This is a genomic window from Bartonella sp. AA83SXKL (genome assembly GCF_042196965.1).
GTDB lineage: Bacteria > Pseudomonadota > Alphaproteobacteria > Rhizobiales > Rhizobiaceae > Bartonella.
The window spans coordinates 20119-40532 of record NZ_JBHIRG010000001.1 but is presented as its reverse complement, the minus strand read 5'-3'; the positions used below and the strand labels follow the sequence as shown (position 1 = coordinate 40532).

10 protein-coding genes, 3 tRNA genes and 1 pseudogene are annotated in these 20414 nt (G+C 35.6%); 7 read left to right on the top strand and 7 right to left on the bottom strand.

The window, feature by feature from the left end:
- Positions 1–19: 19 nt before the first annotated feature.
- A complete protein-coding gene (locus ACFINO_RS00120) occupies positions 20–1693 on the bottom strand; it encodes a formate--tetrahydrofolate ligase (protein WP_375654714.1) in 1674 nt (557 codons plus the stop codon).
- 685 nt (positions 1694–2378) lie between these two features.
- A tRNA-Arg gene (locus ACFINO_RS00115) sits at positions 2379–2455 on the bottom strand.
- A 366-nt stretch (positions 2456–2821) separates the two neighbouring features.
- Here ACFINO_RS00115 and ACFINO_RS00110 point away from each other — a divergent pair.
- The 3 genes from ACFINO_RS00110 to pgi all read left to right on the top strand — a co-directional run bounded on the left by ACFINO_RS00110 (position 2822) and on the right by pgi (position 8950).
- Positions 2822–3961 (top strand): efflux RND transporter periplasmic adaptor subunit, encoded by a 1140-nt coding sequence (locus tag ACFINO_RS00110; protein WP_375654712.1) that lies wholly within the window; start codon positions 2822–2824, stop codon positions 3959–3961.
- Positions 3958–7095, top strand: a complete 3138-nt coding sequence (locus ACFINO_RS00105) for an efflux RND transporter permease subunit (protein WP_375654710.1) — start codon at positions 3958–3960, stop codon at positions 7093–7095. Before ACFINO_RS00110 ends, ACFINO_RS00105 begins: the two co-directional genes overlap by 4 nt.
- A 190-nt stretch (positions 7096–7285) precedes the next feature.
- A complete protein-coding gene (gene pgi / locus ACFINO_RS00100; RefSeq protein ID WP_375654708.1) occupies positions 7286–8950 on the top strand; it encodes a glucose-6-phosphate isomerase in 1665 nt (554 codons plus the stop codon).
- Between the two features lie 340 nt (positions 8951–9290).
- Here the strand turns inward: pgi and ACFINO_RS00095 are convergent.
- Positions 9291–9380, bottom strand: a tRNA-Ser gene (locus ACFINO_RS00095).
- 286 nt (positions 9381–9666) lie between these two features.
- Between ACFINO_RS00095 and rplU the strand changes: the two genes are divergently transcribed.
- The 4 genes from rplU (at position 9667) to ACFINO_RS00075 (ending at position 15717) form a co-directional block, all read left to right on the top strand.
- Positions 9667–10146 carry a 50S ribosomal protein L21 gene (gene rplU, locus ACFINO_RS00090; RefSeq protein ID WP_375633223.1) on the top strand — a complete coding sequence of 160 codons (480 nt, stop codon included), beginning with the start codon at positions 9667–9669 and terminating at the stop codon, positions 10144–10146.
- A 12-nt stretch (positions 10147–10158) separates the two neighbouring features.
- On the top strand, positions 10159–10428 hold the full coding sequence (gene rpmA, locus ACFINO_RS00085; RefSeq protein WP_273723965.1) for a 50S ribosomal protein L27: 270 nt from the start codon (positions 10159–10161) through the stop codon (positions 10426–10428).
- 1411 nt (positions 10429–11839) lie between these two features.
- Positions 11840–14371, top strand: coding sequence for a phosphoenolpyruvate--protein phosphotransferase (gene ptsP / locus ACFINO_RS00080; protein ID WP_375654705.1), 2532 nt, complete (start codon positions 11840–11842; stop codon positions 14369–14371).
- Between the two features lie 1256 nt (positions 14372–15627).
- Positions 15628–15717, top strand: a tRNA-Ser gene (locus ACFINO_RS00075).
- 474 nt (positions 15718–16191) lie between these two features.
- On the opposite strand, the gene ACFINO_RS00070 is transcribed toward ACFINO_RS00075, so the two are convergent.
- The 4 genes and pseudogenes from ACFINO_RS00070 to ACFINO_RS00055 form a co-directional block, all read right to left on the bottom strand.
- On the bottom strand, positions 16192–17412 hold the full coding sequence (locus ACFINO_RS00070; RefSeq protein ID WP_375654703.1) for an MFS transporter: 1221 nt from the start codon (positions 17410–17412) through the stop codon (positions 16192–16194).
- Positions 17413–17777: 365 nt separating this feature from the next.
- Positions 17778–17948, bottom strand: a complete 171-nt coding sequence (locus ACFINO_RS00065; protein ID WP_375611449.1) for a hypothetical protein — start codon at positions 17946–17948, stop codon at positions 17778–17780.
- Positions 17949–19452: 1504 nt separating this feature from the next.
- Positions 19453–19776, bottom strand: a complete 324-nt coding sequence (locus tag ACFINO_RS00060; RefSeq protein ID WP_375654701.1) for a cupin domain-containing protein — start codon at positions 19774–19776, stop codon at positions 19453–19455.
- Positions 19769–20401 (bottom strand): annotated as a pseudogene (locus ACFINO_RS00055) (YqcI/YcgG family protein). Before ACFINO_RS00055 ends, ACFINO_RS00060 begins: the two are co-directional and overlap by 8 nt.
- Between the last annotated feature and the right edge of the window lie 13 nt (positions 20402–20414).

Below are 20414 nucleotides of genomic sequence, written 5' to 3'. Positions count from 1 at the left end.
AGAATTTACGGTTATAAATTTATGAAAGTCCTTGTATTTGATCATTTTCGTCAAGATGAATTTTTTCAGCCGTGGGATAATGGGGTAGTCCCGGCATGGTCATAACATCTCCACAAATGACAACAATAAAACCGGCTCCCGCACAGAGACGAACTTCTCGTATGGGAATTTCAAAATCAACAGGAGCGCCGTATTGCTTGGGATCAGAAGAAAAAGAATAAGGTGTTTTTGCCATACAAATAGGGTAGACGCCAAAACCTTCTTTTTCCCAAGTTTCAAGTTGTTTGAGAATAGGGGCTGGGATGATGGCGCCACGTCCACCGTATAGCTTTGTTATAATACAATTAATTTTTTGAACGAGTGGAATATCATCTTGATAGAGAACTTTAAAATCAGAATCGTGCTTTTCAATCAAGGTAACGAGTTCTTGTGCAAGTTCTATAGCGCCTTTTCCACCTTGTTCCCAATGCTTACAGATAATAGCTTTGTGTCCAGTTGTTGCAACTATTTTTTGTAATGTTTTTATTTCAGCATCGCTATCGCTGTCAAAATGATTGATAGCCACAACACAAGGAATACCGTAGTGCTTCATATTTTCTATGTGTCGTAAAAGATTGGCAGCTCCTTTTTCTAAAGCGGTAATATTTTCTTCTGTCAGGTTATTTTTATCCAGACCACCGTTCATTTTTAATGCACGAATAGTTGCGACGATCACTGTAGCATTTGGTACAATACCTGCTTGCCTACATTTGATATTGAAGAACTTTTCTGCTCCAAGATCTGCTCCAAACCCTGCTTCTGTGACAACATAATCAGCAAGTTTTAAAGCAGTTTTTGTTGCTATAACTGAATTGCAACCATGAGCAATGTTGGCAAAAGGTCCTCCATGAACGAGAACAGGATTATTTTCAATTGTCTGTACGAGATTGGGTTGTATAGCATCTTTGAGAAGAACTGCCATTGCACCTTCCGCATTGAGATCAGCAACGGTGATGGGCGTTTTATCATAACGATAAGCAACAATAATTTTCTTGAGTCTTTGTGTGAGGTTTTCTAAATTTTCAGAGAGACAAAGAAGCGCCATAATTTCTGATGCAACAGTAATATCAAAACCTGTTTGGCGTGGAAAACCATTTGTTATGCCCCCCAATGAAATGACAATATCGCGCAATGCACGATCATTCATATCAAGAACGCGTTTCCAAACAATGCGACGTGGATCAATGTTTAGAGTGTTTCCCCAATAAAGATGATTATCTATCATTGCGGCAAGAAGATTATGAGCAGCTGTAATAGCATGAAAATCACCGGTAAAATGTAAATTAAGGTCATCCATTGGAATGACTTGCGCATAACCACCACCAGCAGCACCACCTTTTACACCAAAACAGGGACCTAAAGATGGTTCTCTCAAGGTAGCTATTGTTTTTTTACCAATAAGATTAAGAGCATCACTTAGTCCAACTGTTGTTGTTGTTTTGCCTTCTCCGGCAGGTGTGGGATTGATAGCTGTGACAAGGATAAGTTTACCATCTGGATTTTTATTAAGCGATTTTATGTATTCAGAAGAAATTTTAGCTTTATCATGACCATAGGGAATGAGATTTTCATGTGAGATACCAATTTTTTGTGCAATTTCAATAATATGTTGCTTTTTAGCAGTGCGAGCAATTTCAATATCAGTTTTAGGCATGGAAAAATTCTTTAAACTTAGCTTTTATTAACGTTTGGGATTTGTACCCCATGGATTAATTAGAAAAATTCATAGAGAACAGAAAAATACTAAGATATCATAGAAATCGATGATATGCCATGCAAGAGATAATGCTAAAGAAGCACAAGAAGAGTTTTATTGTTTTTTAGGAAAAAGAATCTTTGGTTTGCAACAAATGCTGATGATATTAATGGATACCATAAGTGTTTCATAGTAGTACGTTTGAGAAGTAGTTTATTTATTCTTTCCAACAACACACTGAAAAAGTTTCACATGGTGGTAAACCGGAATTTATGGCGGCACATCTGAAGTCCCTCTTAAGATGGGACTGCTAGGAATAAAATATCCAGAAGCATCCAGTTATGGAATAATTAGAAATAAGCACGTAAAAAATTACCTAACTGAGTAGAGAGTATAATCCGGAAGAGACCAAAAACAAGCGCATAGATTGAAAAAAGAAAACAACAACACACGCTACTCATGCAATCGCTACGATTATAAGCTAATAAAAGCACCTTAGAGCTGAATTGAAGAACTCATAACATCTTATTTTAGCAAAATGGCTAAAGAAACGACTCACAACAAAATGAAATGACAAAATACAAAATAACAAATCACAAAATAAAGAATTTAAAAAGTCTGATTTTATAAGAATTGTTGATGATGGCGCACCCGAAGAGATTCGAACTCCTGACCCCCAGATTCGTAGTCTGGTGCTCTATCCAGCTGAGCTACGGGTGCATACATTTCAATTTTTTACATTGTCTAAGACAAAGGGTTCCTAATCGTTTCATTAAAGAAATGCAAGTGAAACTTGGATAGTAATAAAAAAATTTCTCTTTTTTATGAGATATTTTAAAAAAGGATATAATATATTATGGCTTCAGTTGGTTTTGATATGAACATTTTTTTGTCATGACCATACAAAGCAATATGAACGATAGTTAACTTGACGTTTTAATCTATGAAAGATAGTCAAGCAGAGATGAGATGTGTTTTTTGCGGTGGGGGTAAGATATATACACCCGCTGTTGGGTTTTTGTGTAAAACGCCGATATTACTGTTGAAAACTATTTCAGATGAAGATGGCACAGCAAGGGCGGATGTATGGCGTTATTAAAAAAGAGCTTTCCATTGGTGTTTTTAATCGTTGTTTTAACGGTTACCTATTGGGCTGGAAAAAAGAGTGCGGACCAACCCATTTCTATGGTGGATAAAACAAGAGTATCGGATAAAGCTTCAAATGAAAAAATGGGAAGGCCACCGGTAAATGTTGTCGTTGATCTTGTAAAAGTTCAAGATTTTTATGAACAACTTAACGTTCTTGGGAGTGGAAAAGCTCTTGCAGAAGTCGAGCTTACCCCTTTATCCTCAGGTGTTATTGATAATCTTTTTGTATCAGCGGGTACAAAAGTACAAGCCGATGATGTGATTGCAAAGCTTGATTCTAAAAAAGAAGAAATAGCGGCTGCAAAAGCAAAAGTGCAACGTGATAACAATGCGTTAACGCTTTCGCGCATTCTTAAATTACGCGCCAGCAATACAGCAACGGAAGTTCAAGAAATTATGGCACGCTTAGAGTTGGATAACGCAAATTTAGTTTTGCGTAATGCTGAATTAGATCTCGATCGGCGAACAATTCGAGCACCGATTCCTGGAGTTGTTGGTATTTTGCCCGTTGATGCGGGGAATAACGTGGACCTTAATACTGTAATAGGCCGTATTGAGAATAGAGAACGTATTTTGGTCGATATATGGGCCCCTGAACGATATGTGTCGCGCATCCATAAAGGAGATGAGGTAACGGCAACGTTAATCGCGCAGCCAGATAGATCTTTTGTTGGTCATATTTATGCGATTGATAATATCGTTGATTCAGAAAGTCGCACACTTCATGTTCAGGTTGAAATCAATAATGAAAAAGATACGCTCATGTCTGGTATGTCCTTTTCTGTTTCCTTGCAGTTTCATGGTGGTTCTTTTCCTGTCGTTAATCCTCTTGCAGTTCAATGGAATAGTAAAGGATCATTCGTTTGGCGTGTGAGAGAAGGAAAAGTAGAGTCTATTCCTGTAACAATTATTCAGCATAAAGCGGATCAGGTTTTCGTGAAAGCTCTCCTAGAAAATGGTGATCAAGTTGTCATTCAAGGGGTGCAAATGCTTTATCCAGGAAGTAAAGTAACTATTGATGATCCAAAGTCTCTTCAACAGCAATTATCAGTAGGTTATGGAACGGATATACAATGAGCCAAGAATTGAGCACAAAACAGCCTGCGTCAAAGGTGGAGCAAGGTGGTCTCATTACCTTATTTATTCGCAGACCGGTTTTTACTCTTGTTTTGAATGCTATGATCATCATTGCAGGATTTGCAGCATGGTTAAATGTTGATGTAAGAGAATTACCCGATGTTGATACTCCCGTAACAACGATTGTGACGATGTTTTCTGGTGCATCGGCGGAAACAATTGATCGTGAAGTTACAAAAATTATAGAAGATGCTGTTTCTCGTGTTTCAGGTGTTAAGGCGATTTCTTCAACGTCTTCTTTTGGACGCTCCCGTGTGAAGATTAACTTTAATGTCGGTGTTGATTTGAATGTTGCTGCATCTGATATTCGTGATGCTCTCTCTCGTGTTACCTATTCTTTACCGAAAGATGCGGATTTGCCTTTGATTATTAAAGCAGATTCGAATGCTGCTGCCATGATGTATTTGGTTGTAACGTCACCAACAATGAGTGTTGATGATTTAACCACGATTGTAAACGATCAGATTGTTGATGCTATTTCTGCTGTTGATGGTGTTGGTGATGTACAGGTCGATAGTGCTCGCACAAAGATTTTTCAGATTGATATAGATCAAGCAAAACTTGCAAGTTATGGATTAACTGTAGCAGATATTTCACGTGTTCTTGCTGATATGACAACAGATGTGCCAGTAGGGTCATTACGCAATTCTAAGCAAACTTTAGTTGTACGTGCTACTGCACGTTTAACAACACCAGAATCTTTTGAACAAGTTGTTTTAAAGCCTCATGTGCATCTTGGTGATGTTGCGCATGTTACTTTATCGCCGGATATAGAAACAGTTATTCTTCGTATCAATGGAAAGACAGGTATTGGATTAGGTATCGTGCGTAAAGCACAATCCAACACTCTTAATATTTCTGAAGGTGTGAGAGCCGTTGTTGATAATCTCAAAAGTATTGTTCCTTCTTCTGTAAATATAGACGTTATTAATGACGATGCAATTTTTATTAAAAGCGCTCTTCATGAGGTTGAAGTTGCTTTGGTCATTGCTATTTTGAGCGTTATCTTGGTCATTTTTCTTTTTCTCAGAGACATTCGTGTAACGCTGATACCTGCTTTATCTCTTCCTGTCGCTTTGATTGGTACCATTGCAGCTATTTATCTTGTAGGGTTTTCATTGAATATTCTCACATTTTTAGGACTTGTTTTAGCAACAGGGCTTGTTGTGGATGATGCCATTGTTGTTCTTGAGAATATTGTTCGGTGGCGCAACATGGGATTAGGTTCCAGAGCAGCAGCGGTGATAGGAACACGTGAAGTATTTTTTGCTGTTTTAGCAACAACATTGACATTAGTGGCTGTGTTTGTTCCTATTTCCTTTCTTCCTGGGCAAGTTGGAGGACTTTTTAGAGAATTCGGTTTTGTTTTGGCAATTTCTATTTTGCTTTCTTCAATTGTTGCTTTAACGCTTTGTCCCATGTTGGCTTCACGTTTTCTCAAAGAACATATTGAGGAGAAAGAGGAAAAGTCCCATCATTATTTTACTTTTTTATATAAATTAGGTACTTTTTTTCATAAGGCATATACGTACAGTTTGCATAAGTGTTTAGAAAAACCTTGGGCTGTTGTTTTTGCTTCACTTATTTTTGGGGGGCTTTGTATTGGGGGCTATATGAAACTGCAACAGGAATTAACGCCAGCAGAAGATAGAGCTCTTATCTTTTTGGTTATTAATGGACCACAAGGTATTTCGACACAATATTTGAACGAGCAGGTAGAGCAAATTGAAGCAAGTCTACAGCCATTACGTGATGCAGGGGAGATTGCTAACAGTTACTCTATCGCGGGTATTGGAGGTTCACCCAATACTGCTTTTTTGATTTTATTGCTTTCATCTTGGAATAAACGTTTACGTAGTCAGCAAGAAATCGTGAAAGATGTTAATGCAAAGGTTAAACAGTTTCCCGCAGTTTTTGTGTTTGCTGCGCAGGGAAATTCTCTAGGTGTGAGTGGAACTGGGCAAGGGTTGCAATTTGCAATTCTTGGCAATGATTATGCAACATTACAACCCATTGCTGATAAGCTGGTTAGTGCTTTACAAGATGATCCGCGTTTTATTCGCCCACGCCTTACTGTTGATGCAACACAACCGCAATTTTTTATTGAAATCAATCGAAAAAAAGCCTCCGATTTAGGGATTGATATCACGAATTTGGGCGATACATTACAAGCAATGTTGGATGGTAAAAAGATTGGTTCCATTAACGTGGATGATCATTCTTACGATGTTAAATTGATATCGCGTACAAATTCTATGAAGAGTCCTAGCGATTTAGAAAATATTTTTTTTAAAACCAAAGACAATCGATATGTTCCTTTATCGGTTATTGCGCGTTTACATGAAAAAGCTATTGCTCCCCAACTAAAACGGGAAAAACGCATGAGTGCTGTTATTTTAAGCGCAAATCTTGCTCCAGATATTGCTTTAGGGGAAGCTTACCAAACTGTACAGAAAATTGCTTCTCCTTTGTTATTGAAAGGAACCTACTTGGTTCCTTTAGGGGAAGCCGAAACGCTTAATGAAACATCTTCCAATTTTATGATTGTTTTTGGCATTGCCTTTTTGATTATTTTATTGATTTTGGCTGCTCAGTTTGAAAGCTTTATTTCAGGATTCATTATCATGGCCACTGTCCCATTAGGGATTGGTTGTGCTGTAATTGCTATGCTATTAAGTGGTGTAAGTCTTAATATTTACAGCCAAATTGGATTAATTTTGTTAATTGGTGTTATGGCAAAAAATGGTATTCTCATTGTTGAATTTGCAGATCAATTACGCGATCAGGGAAGAAGCGTGCGTGAAGCCGTAGAAGAAGCAGCAAACATTCGCCTTCGTCCAGTTTGTATGACAATGATTTGTGCCATTTTAGGAGGTATTCCTTTGGTTTTGGCCAAAGGTGCTGGCGCAGAAGCTCGTATAGCTTTAGGTTGGGTTATCGTTGGTGGCTTAGGTTTAGCAACTATTTTTACGCTTTATGTTACACCGGTTGTTTATCTTTTTTTAGGGCGTTTTATAAGACCAAAAGCAGAAGAAAATTTACGTTTAACAAAAGAACTCAATCAAGTTAAATGATGTATATGATAGAAAAGATTTGAAAGTTTATTCTTGTAAAAATATCATTTTCGGATCTTATCCTTTATATTTTGTATATTCCTTCATTTTTATGTGAGCAGTGAAAATAGCGATCAATAAAGGAGATGCTTTCTGCTTTGTTATTGTTTGGGCATAGATTTCATTATCAATAACCGTATAGGATAAGCTTATGGGAGATAGCTTTTCGATTCGAAATGAAATGGCTTTTGAAGCCACATTAAAAGCTTTAAGAAACCATGCCGCAAAGGATGGGGTCTATGATATTCGTCGGCATTTTGTAGAAGATGAACAGCGTTTTTCCCATTTTTCCCTCAGACTTGATGATCTTCTTTTCGATTTTTCAAAATGTGGTGTGACATTTAAAACATTGCAACTTCTAGATGATTTAGCGGTCGCAGCAGATGTGTTAGGCCGGCGTGATGCAATGTTTTCTGGTAAGGCGATTAATACAACTGAAAAACGCTCAGTTCTTCATATTGCATTACGTTTACCTGCTGATGAAATTTTCATGTTGGATGGTCATAATCTTATTCGCGATATTCAAGACGTCCTTGAAGATATGGAAAGATTTTCTGAAAAGGTGCGTGATGGAAGCTATAAGGGAAGCAGTGGCGAGAGAATAAGTGATATTGTCAATATTGGTATTGGTGGTTCTGATCTTGGTCCTGCAATGGTCACATATGCTTTAAAACCTTATCATGATGGTCCACAGTGTCATTTTGTTTCGAATGCTGACAGTGCCCATATTTCTGATACTCTCTCTATTTTGAATCCAGCAACAACGCTGTTTGTCATTGCTTCTAAAACTTTTACAACGGCTGAAACAATGGTCAATGCTCAAGTTGCACGTCAGTGGATTTGTTCACATTTAGGAGAAGAAGCCGTTTGTACGCATTTTGTTGCTGTTTCAAGTGCGCTTGATAAAGTAGCAGAATTTGGCATAGATTCCACAAGAGTTTTTAAATTTTGGAATTGGGTTGGAGGACGTTATTCAATTTGGTCAGCCATTGGACTTGTTGTTATGTTTGCAATAGGTGGTGGAAATTTTCGCCAATTTCTCAATGGTGCTTTGCAAATGGACCAACATTTTAAAACTATGCCTTTGCATAAAAATATTCCTATTCGTTTTGCTCTTTTAGGATTCTGGCATCGTGTTATTTGTGGTTATTCATCACGTTCGATCATTCCTTATGCACAGCGTTTAATACATTTTCCAGCTTATTTACAACAGCTTGATATGGAATCAAATGGTAAGCAAGTCTCGCTGGATGGAAAACCATTAAGTTTTTCAAGTGGTCCAATTGTTTGGGGGGATTCAGGAACAAATAGTCAACATGCTTTTTTTCAGCTTCTGCATCAAGGAACAGATATTATTCCTGTAGAATTTATTTTATTTATAAAAGGGCATGAGAAAAAATTACATTCTATGTATGAGATGTTGCTAGCAAACGGTTTAGCACAATCAAAAGCCTTGATGAAGGGGCGTAGTATTGAAGATGCTCGGCATATCTTGATAAAAAATGGAGTTGATGAGGGTGAAGCAGACCATTTAGCACGTCATAGAAGTTTTAAAGGAAACCGTCCCAGCATTACGCTGGTTCAAGATTCATTAACACCTTTTGCACTCGGTCGTCTTATTGCGCTTTATGAACATCGCACTTTTGTTGAAGGGATTTTAATGAATATTAATTCATTTGATCAATGGGGTGTTGAACTTGGTAAAGAATTAGCAAACGAGTTACTACCAATTCTTCGTGGAGAAAGTAAAGCGGATAATCGTGATAGTTCAACATTAGGGTTGCTAGCACATATTCAAGCAAGACGTGCAAAATAAATATAATTTTACAGTAGTTTTTGTACTAACTAAGCAAAAGTAGAATGAGAGAGAAATATGAGATAATTCTTTAATTTTACTATACGTTCTCTTATTATCTGGATTAGATTTATGTAACAGAAAATCAAAAAAGTGCAAAAATTGTAAAAATGAGAATTTATTCGCAAAAACGATAAAGACCTTTGAGAGGTTCTTTGAAGACCCTTTGAGACCCCCCTTAAAATCCTTCGAAAAAAATAAATTGGTACAAAACCTAGTGGCAAAATATACAAAACCCGCTGGCAAGCTACACAAAACCTGCTGTCAAGCTACACAAGCTACAATATCGCTTTATAAACTGTGGCGGAGAGAGAGGGATTTGAACCCCCGATAGAGTTGCCCCTATGCCGCATTTCGAGTGCGGTGCTTTCAACCACTCAGCCATCTCTCCATAATAAAGTGAAACAAAAATTGGCACTATTTGAGTGTATAAGGGGTAGATAACCTTCAATTGTTTTTGGTACAACCTTTATTTTCTTTTTTATGGGACTTTATTGACAGAGAATAGAAATTCCTTCATATATACAAAATATAAGCGCGGGGAAATCTGCGCATATTTGTGTTAAAGAAGGTTTTATCCTTCTTTGAGATCTATTACGACTGATAAAAAGCAGCCTATTTCCCCTTATTTCAAGGCAGAAATTAAATAAGAGCTGGAGTGAACGGAAGGATAAAAAATGTTCGCAGTCATTAAAACTGGTGGTAAGCAATACCGCATTGTTGCTAATCAAGTGGTAAAAGTTGAAAAAGTTAGTGGAAATGCGGGTGATGTGGTTGAATTCAATGATATATTAATGGTTGGGCAAGAAGGTAATGCGGTTATTGGTACCCCTGTCGTTGCTGATGCATTGGTGACAGCTGAGATTTTAGAACAGGCACGTGGGCGCAAGGTTATCGCATTTAAGAAGCGCCGTCGCCAAAATTCTAAACGCACGCGTGGCCATCGTCAAGAATTTACGAGGCTTCGTGTTTTAGAAATTTTAATGGGTGGTTCAAAACCTAAAAAAGTTGCTGCGAAACCTATAAAAGAAGAAGAAACTACACCAAAAGAAACAAAAGCTGCTGCTTCTGTTGAGAAGACGGCTAAAAAAACGGTTGAAAAAAAGACTGCGCCGCAGAAGAAAGCATCTGTAGCATCAAAGAGTAAGAAAGATTAAAGGAGAGCGTCTATGGCACATAAAAAAGCTGGTGGTTCCTCGCGTAATGGTCGTGATTCAGAATCGAAACGTCTAGGCGTTAAAAAATTTGGTGGTGAAACCGTTATTGCCGGAAATATTATTATTCGCCAGCGTGGTACACGTTGGCATCCTGGAAACAATGTCGGCATTGGAAAAGACCATACGCTTTTTGCATTATCAAATGGAAAGGTTTCTTTTCAACGCAAAGCGGGTAATCGTTCCTATGTTTCAGTCATTCCTATGGTGGAGGCAGCAGAGTAATCTGTAACACTCTCTAGCCATCAACGGGATTTCATTGAATTGTAGTTGTGGTTTTATAAGTATTCAAAGGGAAAGATGAATCTCATCTTTCCCTTTTTGCGTTGGTACTATAATAAATGTAGAAGATAAAAAGGTAGAATTCGGGAAATGGCTTTTCTCAATGAGGGAAAAAGTTTGTGCGCTGTTATGTTAGTATTTAAATACTGAACATATTGATATTATGATAGAGTTTGTTGATAAGTTTCTGTATAATAATCAGTGAGGAGAGACTTTCTTTTTATGTATGAAGAAGCGTTGAGTAGTTTCTTATAAGAGAAGCAGTTTGTTTTCAGAAAATTATGAGAAATTTAATGAGAGCATTATTGATGTAATCATTTTGATAAAGATGGGTCTTTTTATCGGCATTGTGGTATTGATGAGTTGTCATACTGTTTTTAGGTGGTAGTGTGGATAGGTGGGGCTATTCATTTAAAAAGACATAGGGATAAAAATCCATAAGAAGGTAGTCAAAACTACTTTGAAAGTGACGTGCATTAAGGAATTTTCGGTAAATCGAGAGTGAAATTATATTTTAAGGAGTACGGTGTTTAAAGATATAAAAATAACCAACGTGCAATCAGCGCCCTTCAAGAATATTTTTTCTGATTTCACTATTATTGTGTATTGTTGAAAATAAACAAGCATAAGAGCTAGGGTTAAGGCAATAATTGCTTTTCATTTTTTACTTTATTTATCTTATTTGTAGAGTTTTTCTTGATTTTAGTAGTTGGTGATGGTGCTTGGGGGGGATGTCGTACTTTGCAAATGTGCGACAGAGGGCATTGTGTATTTGCGATATTGATTGAAGTAAAGGTGTAGCTTAAAATATATAAATATTATATATCGAGAGTTTGATATCATAAGAGATGGGTAGCACGGAATAAAGATGATAAGTTGCATGGAGCAATTTGTAATTATGTAATGAATTTATAAAGAGGGATAATAGGTTAAATAAACTTTGAGGAATCAATTAAAATATTAGCTGAAGTTACGGATGATTAGGAAGGATGCTTTCTTGTAGGGAGAATAATGAAAAGTTATGTTGGATAACTTAGGATCAACTTAGGATAATGAGAGCATTTTGAAAGCATAGTTTTTCAGGTGATTGGTGCTGTAAAAAACGGGGTTTTGTCTTTGTAAAGTAAAAGAGTAAGAGGCAGACTTGTTTATGATGGTTTTAAGCACTTAGGTGGATAATAATATCTAATTGTTTTATCGGTTATATTGAGGTATTTAAGCACCTCACTTAGCTATATTCTGTAGAATATAAAGAGAGCTGTGGTGGTATTTATAGCTTGTATTTTGGGAAATGCAGCTTTGAAAAGGAATGTATCAGAGATATTGGTGTTCAAATGTGAGGCAATTTGAATTCATGATGAGATATGAGAAAGCAGAAGCAATGAATGTAGATTTTACTGATGGTGAAATCTTGTCTATAAGATCTGTACAACTTGCAGCTGCTTTTGATCATAAAAATGATGCAATTTATGCTGCTGCTGAATTGCTTGTGCAGGTTGGTGCAGTTGATAAGTGTTATCTGGCAAGTATGCTTGCACGTGAAGAAACAACCAATACTTGGCTTGGAAATGGTATAGCCATTCCTCATGGTATGGCTGAAAATCGTGATTTAATTATCAAGGATGCTGTTGCTGTTATACAGGTGCCTGCTGGTGTTGAGTGGCAGGATGGCAAGAAAGCATATTTGGTTATTGCCATTGCAGCGTGTCCAGATCGCTATAGAGAAATTTGTAAAAAATTGACGTCTCTTTTATTTGATAAAAAACAGCTTGAAGTACTTGCAACAACTATGGACAAACAGCAAATTGTTACAACTTTGTTTGACCAAGAGATGAAGATAGAAAAAACTTTTATTGGTGACCTTTCGGTGTGTCAGGAATGGACTTTAGATTATCCAAGTGGTCTTCATGCACGACCAGCTTCTCTATGGGTTGATTTTGCGAAAAAGGCTCAAAACTCTATCAGAGTTCGCCATGGTCAATATACCGTTGAAATGAAAAATTTGGTTGGTTTATTGCAATTAGGAGCAAAAAATGGTGATGTTCTGATTTTTTCTACAGATGCTGCAGAAGGAGCACAACTTCTCAATGATGCCATTGCTATTGCAAAAAAAGTGAGTATTAGTGAAAAATGTCTGATGAGAGCAATGGAATCTCAAACAAAGGCTTTTCATGGTTGGTATCCACGCTCTATGCAAAAAGGCATTTCTGGTGTTGGAGCGAGTTCAGGATTAGCATTTGGTAAGATTTTTGTTTTAAGGCAAAATGATATTTCCATAATAGATCAGCCAATTGATTTTGCAGCTGGTGCAGCATGTCTTGAAAATGCTCTTACAAAAACAAAACATAAAATGGCATCTGTGATTTCTGATATTACAGTGCGTATGGGAGCAGATTCTGCTGCGATTTTTTCTGCGCAAATGGTTTTGCTTGAAGATGAAAATTTAATAGCTCAAGCTTGTCGTTTTATAGCGGAAGGTCATGGTGTCGCTTGGTCTTGGGATAGAGCGGTTCGTCAATTTTCAGATATGTTTTTTAAGGTAGATAATCCTTTGTTAGCAGCACGTGCTGTTAATTTAGTTGATGTTGGTCGACGTGTTTTAGGTGAAATCAATCCATCCTATAGATCGTTCTTTTTAAATGATATTCCACATGGTGTAATTCTGGTTACAAATGACCTTTCTCCTTCTGATGTAGCACAACTTGATTGTACAAGGGTAAAAGGATTAGCAACAGCATGGGGAGGTCCATTATCTCATACAGCTATTTTGGCGCGTACTCTTGGTATTCCAATGGTTGTTGCTACAGGTGATGATATTTTAGCAATTCAGTCTGATATTCAGGCTATTATTGATGGCGATAACGGGTTTATTTACCTTGATCCTACGCTTGAAGACGTTGAAGATGCTCAAAGGCATATTGATACTGTTGCGCAAAAACGTGTCAGTGAAATAAATGCATGTAGATTACCAGCGCAAACGACAGATGGTCAAAGAATTCGTATCATGGCTAATGTCAACTACGCAAATCAGGTTCCTGTTGCGCTTGATTTAGGGGCTGAAGGTGTTGGACTCATGCGCACGGAATTTTTGTTTTTAGAGAATCCATATATTCCGGATGAAGAGCTACAATTTAATATATATCGGGCGATGATTACAGCTGTAGGAGATAAGCCATTAATTATTCGTGCACTTGATATTGGTGGAGATAAACAGGTTACGCATTTACATTTATCTAAAGAGGACAATCCTTTTTTAGGTGTTCGAGGAACGCGGCTTTTGTTACGTCGACGTGATCTTTTTGTGCCTCAATTACGTGCTTTATATCGAGCGGCAAAAGAGGGTGGAGATCTATGGATTGTGTTTCCGATGGTCATGTCTGTTTCAGAGATTGTCGCTATAAAAAAGATTGCAGAAGAAATCCGCAACGATATTAATGCACCAAAATTAAAACTTGGTATTATGATCGAAGTTCCAGCAGCGGCCATTATGGCAGATGTATTGAGCGCCCATGTTGATTTTTTTTCAATTGGAACCAATGACCTAACACAGTATACAATGGCTGTTGATCGGCAAAATCCGTACCTTGTGTCTGAAGCTGATAGCCTTGATCCAGCAGTTTTGCGTATGATTTATCAGACTATTCAGGGAGCTGCACAACATAAGTGTTGGGTTAGTGTATGTGGTGGTATGGCTGGAGATCCTTTTGGTGCAATGATTTTGACTGGATTGGGAATTAATGAGCTTTCTATGATATCTTGCGATATTTCTCCAGTAAAGGCGTGTTTACAGACTCATAGTTTTGAAGATATGAAAATTTTAGCACAAAAAGCATTACAATGTGAAACTGCACGAGCTGTACGTGCTCTAAGCAAGAATATAAGGTGATAAAGAACATTAAGGGGAAAGAACGAGCTCATTTTGCAGACTAATCAGATTTTTAGTGCTGTAAAACATTAATACAGTATATTAATTTATAATGGTAATTTATCGTTTTACATAATGAGAACCCTGAATATTGTAGGTTTTTTTCGTTTTAAAGTTCTCTATATTTAATTAATAAAAATTACTCTTTTATACATTACAAGGAGGAGTAATGTATGGATAAAAACACTCTAAGAAAGAATAAATTCCTTTTATGCATTCTCTCAAATAGCAATAGATATTTTAACATTAGGCGACAAATAGCTTGATAGTACTTGGCTTTTACTTTTTATTTAAGGAAAGATGATGCTATCCAATAGATTTTATACCATTCATAGATACCGTATGAGGTAGATGTGGCAAGCTTTAAGAGATGTTTTTTTACAAACGTGTGGATGAGAAAGAAAATAGTATTTTTAGAGTATTCTGTTTTGTGATGAGACCATATCACGTTTAAAGAATGCGATAATCAAAAGTATGAAGTAATACGTAATTTCTTTTAAATAATGAGATTACTTTAGATATTTTGAAAACTGTAAAGCTGAATTTAAAAGTATATGGTAAAAATGAAAACAGGTTTGCATTTTTATTATTTTGTATTTGATCAAAATGAGACTATTTTTTCATTTCAGAAAATAAAATATATTCATACATATTAAATTAAAAATGCAAAGTTTTTTTCTGAATTTTATTTTCTTTAGTATCAACTAAATATAGAAGTGTGAAATTGAATAGAGGATTTAGAGTAGGGCTTATTATATAATCCTATGAAAGAGAAAACTGACACCATCACACTATTTTACAGCTCTCAATTTTGCAAAAATTCGTGCTATTTAAGAAAATGCATAAGAGCCACTTATCCTCTCTTAAAATGTTCTTCCCCCACATACCATCCCTTCCTATGACGTATAAGTAAGTGATTTTAATTATTTGGTTGTGTAAAACTATGGACTGTATGCCAATTTTAAGAGAAGTATTTTTTTGTGAAGCAGAAAGTGCGTAAATGAGCATGAAAGTTTATAACTGGTGACAATCTTTTTATTCTCATTATTGTATTCTACAAACCTATCCACGAAAAAAGTTTTTTCTTAAAAAGAAGGGATGTGCTTGTTATTCAACAGATAAAAGCTCTTACTTTAATAAATGAATTTGTTTTTTGGGTTTTGAATGTATAGTTTAGACTTGCACGTTATTTCTTTCTGGGTATAGTGCAAACTTCTGGAGAGGTGGCCGAGTGGTTGAAGGCGCACGCCTGGAACGCGTGTATATGGGAAACCATATCGAGGGTTCGAATCCCTCTCTCTCCGCCATTAATTTAAAACGAACTTTCATATGCTTGATATGACATAGTTTAAAAAGCTCAGCATTTGCAGGATTTTTTATTGTTTGAATTTGACCAGTTTGCGTCGATCTATGCCTATCATTATGTACACCTAGAAATTGCTGTTGAATTTCCATGAATTTTATACTTTTTAAGCTCCTCTCCTCTCGATCTTTAGATAACCTGATCTAGCATAAACGATCTCTTCAAATATCATTAAAGGATTTTTGCCATTATCACTAACTTCTGGTAGAGCTTTTAGAATTAATGGTGATCATAGTGCTATTTGCAATTTCGTTGCTTAACGGGCTAAATGCGTTTTATCCACATGAGAGGTAACGAACACCTCAGCTTTTCTCACGCAATGTGCTTATTTAAAATTAATGTCATGAATATTTGTACAACATTTTTATCTATACGATAATCAAAAAAAGGCTGACGTAATATAATAATTGAATATCATTCATGCGGCGCTTTCTTTTATCTTTAAGCTTTGTATGTAAATAGATAGTCCGTGCAAAATAAATAAAGGAGCGCAAAAGCCTATAAATACACATAGGACGTATAATATAGAAAATGAAAAAAATTTTCCTGCATATAAAAGCACAATAGAGAATAAAGCTGTTATGATGCGTACACTGGCATCGCCTGCCAAAATCACCTCGGCTAAATTTTCACTAGGTGTGATAGCTTGTCCAATTGTTATTCCCGATATCCTAAAATAAAATTGCCCAATACCTAATAAAAACCCCATAATATAAAGGGAATATTGAGTAAAATTTAAATATAGAACAAAAGAGATTGCGATCACGGCAAAAGCCGGTGCTCCCCATACAAAAAAACGAATTAAAGATGGAAATTTCCGTAAATAATAAGATGAGATAAGACCATTGATCACAAAACCCAGTGCTGAAAAAGCAAAAATAGAATTTTGAATAGCTGTAAATTTTATATTATCTGATGTTATAGAAGCAAGAACAAGTGGCAATAAAACAATAGTCCCCGTATAGAGAGAATTATTCAAAATACGATTAATCGTTAAAAAACGCAACGCAGAAATCCGCCAAAGGCACCTGAACCCAACTCCATAAGCTTTTTGAGATGGCTTTTTTAATAGCTCTTTTGCTCTGTTTAGTTGTTGTATAGACTTTATACGAAACCATAAGCAGGCATTCAAAAGATAGATAAATACAATAAAGGCTATGGCTATTTTGTGCCCCAAATGCGCAATTATAAAATATATAAGCAATGGGGATATAATAACAAAAAACTGACAGCAACTAGTGTAAAATGCAAAAACTCCAGCTTTTTGTTTGGGAGCTGGAACCAGCTGATTCAAGGCACTATTGTTATTTGGGTTATCAGCCCCCATCAAGAGAGCAAGTAAAAAAAATACAAATAAAATAAGCACTGGATTGTTCATAAATAATAAGAAAGACAATAAACAAGCGCAAATAATTTGACTATAAAACCCAATTATAAAGCCTTGATAGTGCGCCAACACGTTTCCCAAACATAAGCCAGCAATTCCAATTGCGATTAAATTAACGACATTTAAAGTAGCAGAAGTTTCTCCCGTTGTATCTTGGAATTGTAACAAAGAAAGGCCAATAGATAATACACCACTAGCACAAAAACTCGTCAAACAACCAATCACAATCATAAGAAAAACAGAATTACGCAATAACCTCCTCCCTCTTAAACAGAGACTCAAGCCATTTTATGATTTTCTCCATTGTCGAATATGGTTCGGTACTAAATTCCAGTTTTTCATAAAAGTTTAGTTCAAATGCGTTATAGGCACTTATTTTTTGAAAGTCATCTGTCAGCATGAATTCTATACTTGGCAACGTTGTGCCCATAGATTGAGACAAATAATAGGAAATTACTTTCCAATACATATAGGTACGCTCTCTTGCCAAATAATTTTCCAAGGCATATTTCAAGTGACAACCACTTAAAATATATTTCGGACAATGGTGCAACGGATAATAAATACAAATAGCACCGGCTTCATGTCCCGGACAAGAAGAAATATTAATATTTTTATCATTTCATAATATTATAAAAACGCTCAGTGAGCAGATCTTCCAAATTTAGTCTAGTCACAACAAGATTGGTTGCTAATTTTTGAGAAACATGAGACCAAGCCAATCTTACTACTAAAGTTCCAATAACCTTTAAGTCAGATTCTGGATAAGCTTTTTTTAAATTTTCCATCCATATGTCTCTATGACATATAATAATTGGCTCATCTCGTCTGAATGAACAAGATGTAATTCTAAACCAATATTATCACAAAGTTTTGAGCTCTTGAATTCTCCGTATCCTAACCTGGTATTCTTAAATCATAATAGAAACTAAAGAATTTTTAAGTATTCCAACTTTTATTAAACTTTGTAACAATCTATTGGAAGCTTCCCTTCACTGACTTCGACAATTATTTTCTCACCACTATAAGAACAAAAAATTAGCTTTGAAGTTGCTTACTTTTAGAAAAAAAATGAGCAACACTCTTTCTTAACTAAAAGAAACACGCTCTATACCTTTTTCTTTATGATTATCAAAAAACTATCCCGTTACAATTAACCATCAATTATTAGGATAAATATTCTGCGTTTAGCTTAATAAGCTGTTATAATCAATGTTTCTCTCTGTTTTAAAAATCAGAGTTTTTTCTCCTAGAGATACTCATAATTTCTTTACAATTTTTCCAAAAAAAGCCCCCCTTTAACATTGCTATTAATACGATCATCCTGAGAAGTTTTATACATACACACTTCATTATACGGAATTCTATGTATTTTTTTAACTTACTCAACTAACAAACATCTTTTAATGGACAAAATAAATCATGAAATTTGTGTGCTGTCACAATTCGAAAAACAATCATATATCTCCCTCCAATGATAGACGATGTCATTAGAAGAAAGCTTTAATGATATTGGTAGAATAAATTAACCAGAAAAAATTGCAGCGCTGATGGAATAAATTCTATTTTATACCTTGTAATTCTATCTAAATTTTAATCATTTTTGTTAAAGGTTCTTATGCAATTTTTTCTACATTCAGCATCATTTTTCCACTTGTTGGCAACAAAAGATTAATAGCTAAATTCACTTATGTCATAATAGTTCTTTTTTGGGTAAAATAGGACATCTTCAATTTCGATATATAAATATTTTAATTCTTTAATATATTCTCTTCACATGCTTTAGATTAACAACACAACAAAACCCAAAATAAAAATATTTATTTTACTTAAGTTATTGAATATTATTTAAAAAGTATGAAAATAAAGTGATGCAATAGTTAAAAATTATTTAAAAATTCAAATCCATCTACATTTTAGAGCCATCACGCATGGTAATAGCAGTTTTCATTAGGTATACTAAATATGCTTGATAACTTTTCTGCTTCATGCTTGTAGGGAGTTTCAGATAGAGATAATACCAGAATCCATTCGTGAATGCTCGACAATAAAGCTGTAAACAAAATTATTTCCTTTTTGTTTCATCCGTTAAGCTTGATTCATTTTTTTCCTAAAGAATAATGTTCTATTTTGTGCTGTAAAATGCCGTTTCTGAAAAGCTTCTACGTTGATTTGGGTAGAGGACGTAAACTTCATAGCCTTATTTTCCGCAGAATCTATGGGCGCATTATGGGAAGCAGGAGTAAAAGAATAAAATCCTGTATGAGAAAGAATCCATTAAAGAGCGTGCGGTTACCCATCTCTAATATCTCCAATAGTGAGATTTTCTGTAGCAATTGCATATATGCATCCTACATCTGCCGCAATTGATTTGTGCCTTGTATTGGCAGGTAGATGTATAATATCTCCTGGTGTACAGGTTATATGTTTTTCGCTATAGAAAAAATCTAACTCTCCCTCTATAATTAAGAGAGTTTCATCGACCTGGTGAATATGCCAATCGTGTATTTTTTTTGGAAAATCTCTTTGTATCTCTATTGATCCTTGCTCTGGAAGCATCATTTTGAATATATCATAGATATTTTTATTTAATTTAATTTTAGAAAATTTAGTCATTATCGTGCTCCATTATATGATATGGGCAAGGTGGGGATTCAATATTATTATCTTGCAGGAAGTATTGCGTCCATTCTCTATTTTGGGGTTCGCCATATTTTCCTAAAAAAGGAGATTTTGTTATAATATCAAAAGGTTCAAGTCTTTTTGTTACAGCGGAGAATGCATTTTTTGCTTTTTGTTCTGTATCGAGCAGATCAGAAAAAACCCACCTAGGCTGGAAAGTTAACATAAATGTAGAACTTCTCCTACTTATTCTGTTTATATGGGATGGGGTATTGCAAACTATAAACATAGGCTCGCCATGAAAGCAGAACTACCATAGAGGATTGTCCATATTTTTTGGTATATGCTTAGGCTATTCTTGGTCATCAAGAGTTCGCAAATCTTTAAGTATAGACCAGAATTTTTCTCTATAAACTTCGATACTTTGTACGGGGGCAGGCTTCTCGAATGCAACAAAAGATGTGTTCTTTCCAAAACTTTTATAATTATCGCAATAAGTTATCAGGTCTTCCATCATATTTTTTGCGGTCAACTTATTGTAGAACCCAAATCTAAGCATATTTTTTGAGTATCCATTTACACCGAATAGACAGGGAAAAGGTCTAATTGTGTTATTCATGGTTGCATCGAAT

Bases quoted from the DNA above. Each gene is read 5' to 3' on its own strand.
- ACFINO_RS00120 (WP_375654714.1), bottom strand. From the start codon at position 1,693: ATGCCTAAAACTGATATTGAAATTGCTCGCACTGCTAAAAAGCAACAT.
- ACFINO_RS00110 (WP_375654712.1), top strand. From the start codon at position 2,822: ATGGCGTTATTAAAAAAGAGCTTTCCATTGGTGTTTTTAATCGTTGTT.
- ACFINO_RS00105 (WP_375654710.1), top strand. From the start codon at position 3,958: ATGAGCCAAGAATTGAGCACAAAACAGCCTGCGTCAAAGGTGGAGCAA.
- pgi (WP_375654708.1), top strand. From the start codon at position 7,286: ATGGGAGATAGCTTTTCGATTCGAAATGAAATGGCTTTTGAAGCCACA.
- rplU (WP_375633223.1), top strand. From the start codon at position 9,667: ATGTTCGCAGTCATTAAAACTGGTGGTAAGCAATACCGCATTGTTGCT.
- rpmA (WP_273723965.1), top strand. From the start codon at position 10,159: ATGGCACATAAAAAAGCTGGTGGTTCCTCGCGTAATGGTCGTGATTCA.
- ptsP (WP_375654705.1), top strand. From the start codon at position 11,840: ATGATGAGATATGAGAAAGCAGAAGCAATGAATGTAGATTTTACTGAT.
- ACFINO_RS00065 (WP_375611449.1), bottom strand. From the start codon at position 17,948: ATGGAAAATTTAAAAAAAGCTTATCCAGAATCTGACTTAAAGGTTATT.
- ACFINO_RS00060 (WP_375654701.1), bottom strand. From the start codon at position 19,776: ATGACTAAATTTTCTAAAATTAAATTAAATAAAAATATCTATGATATA.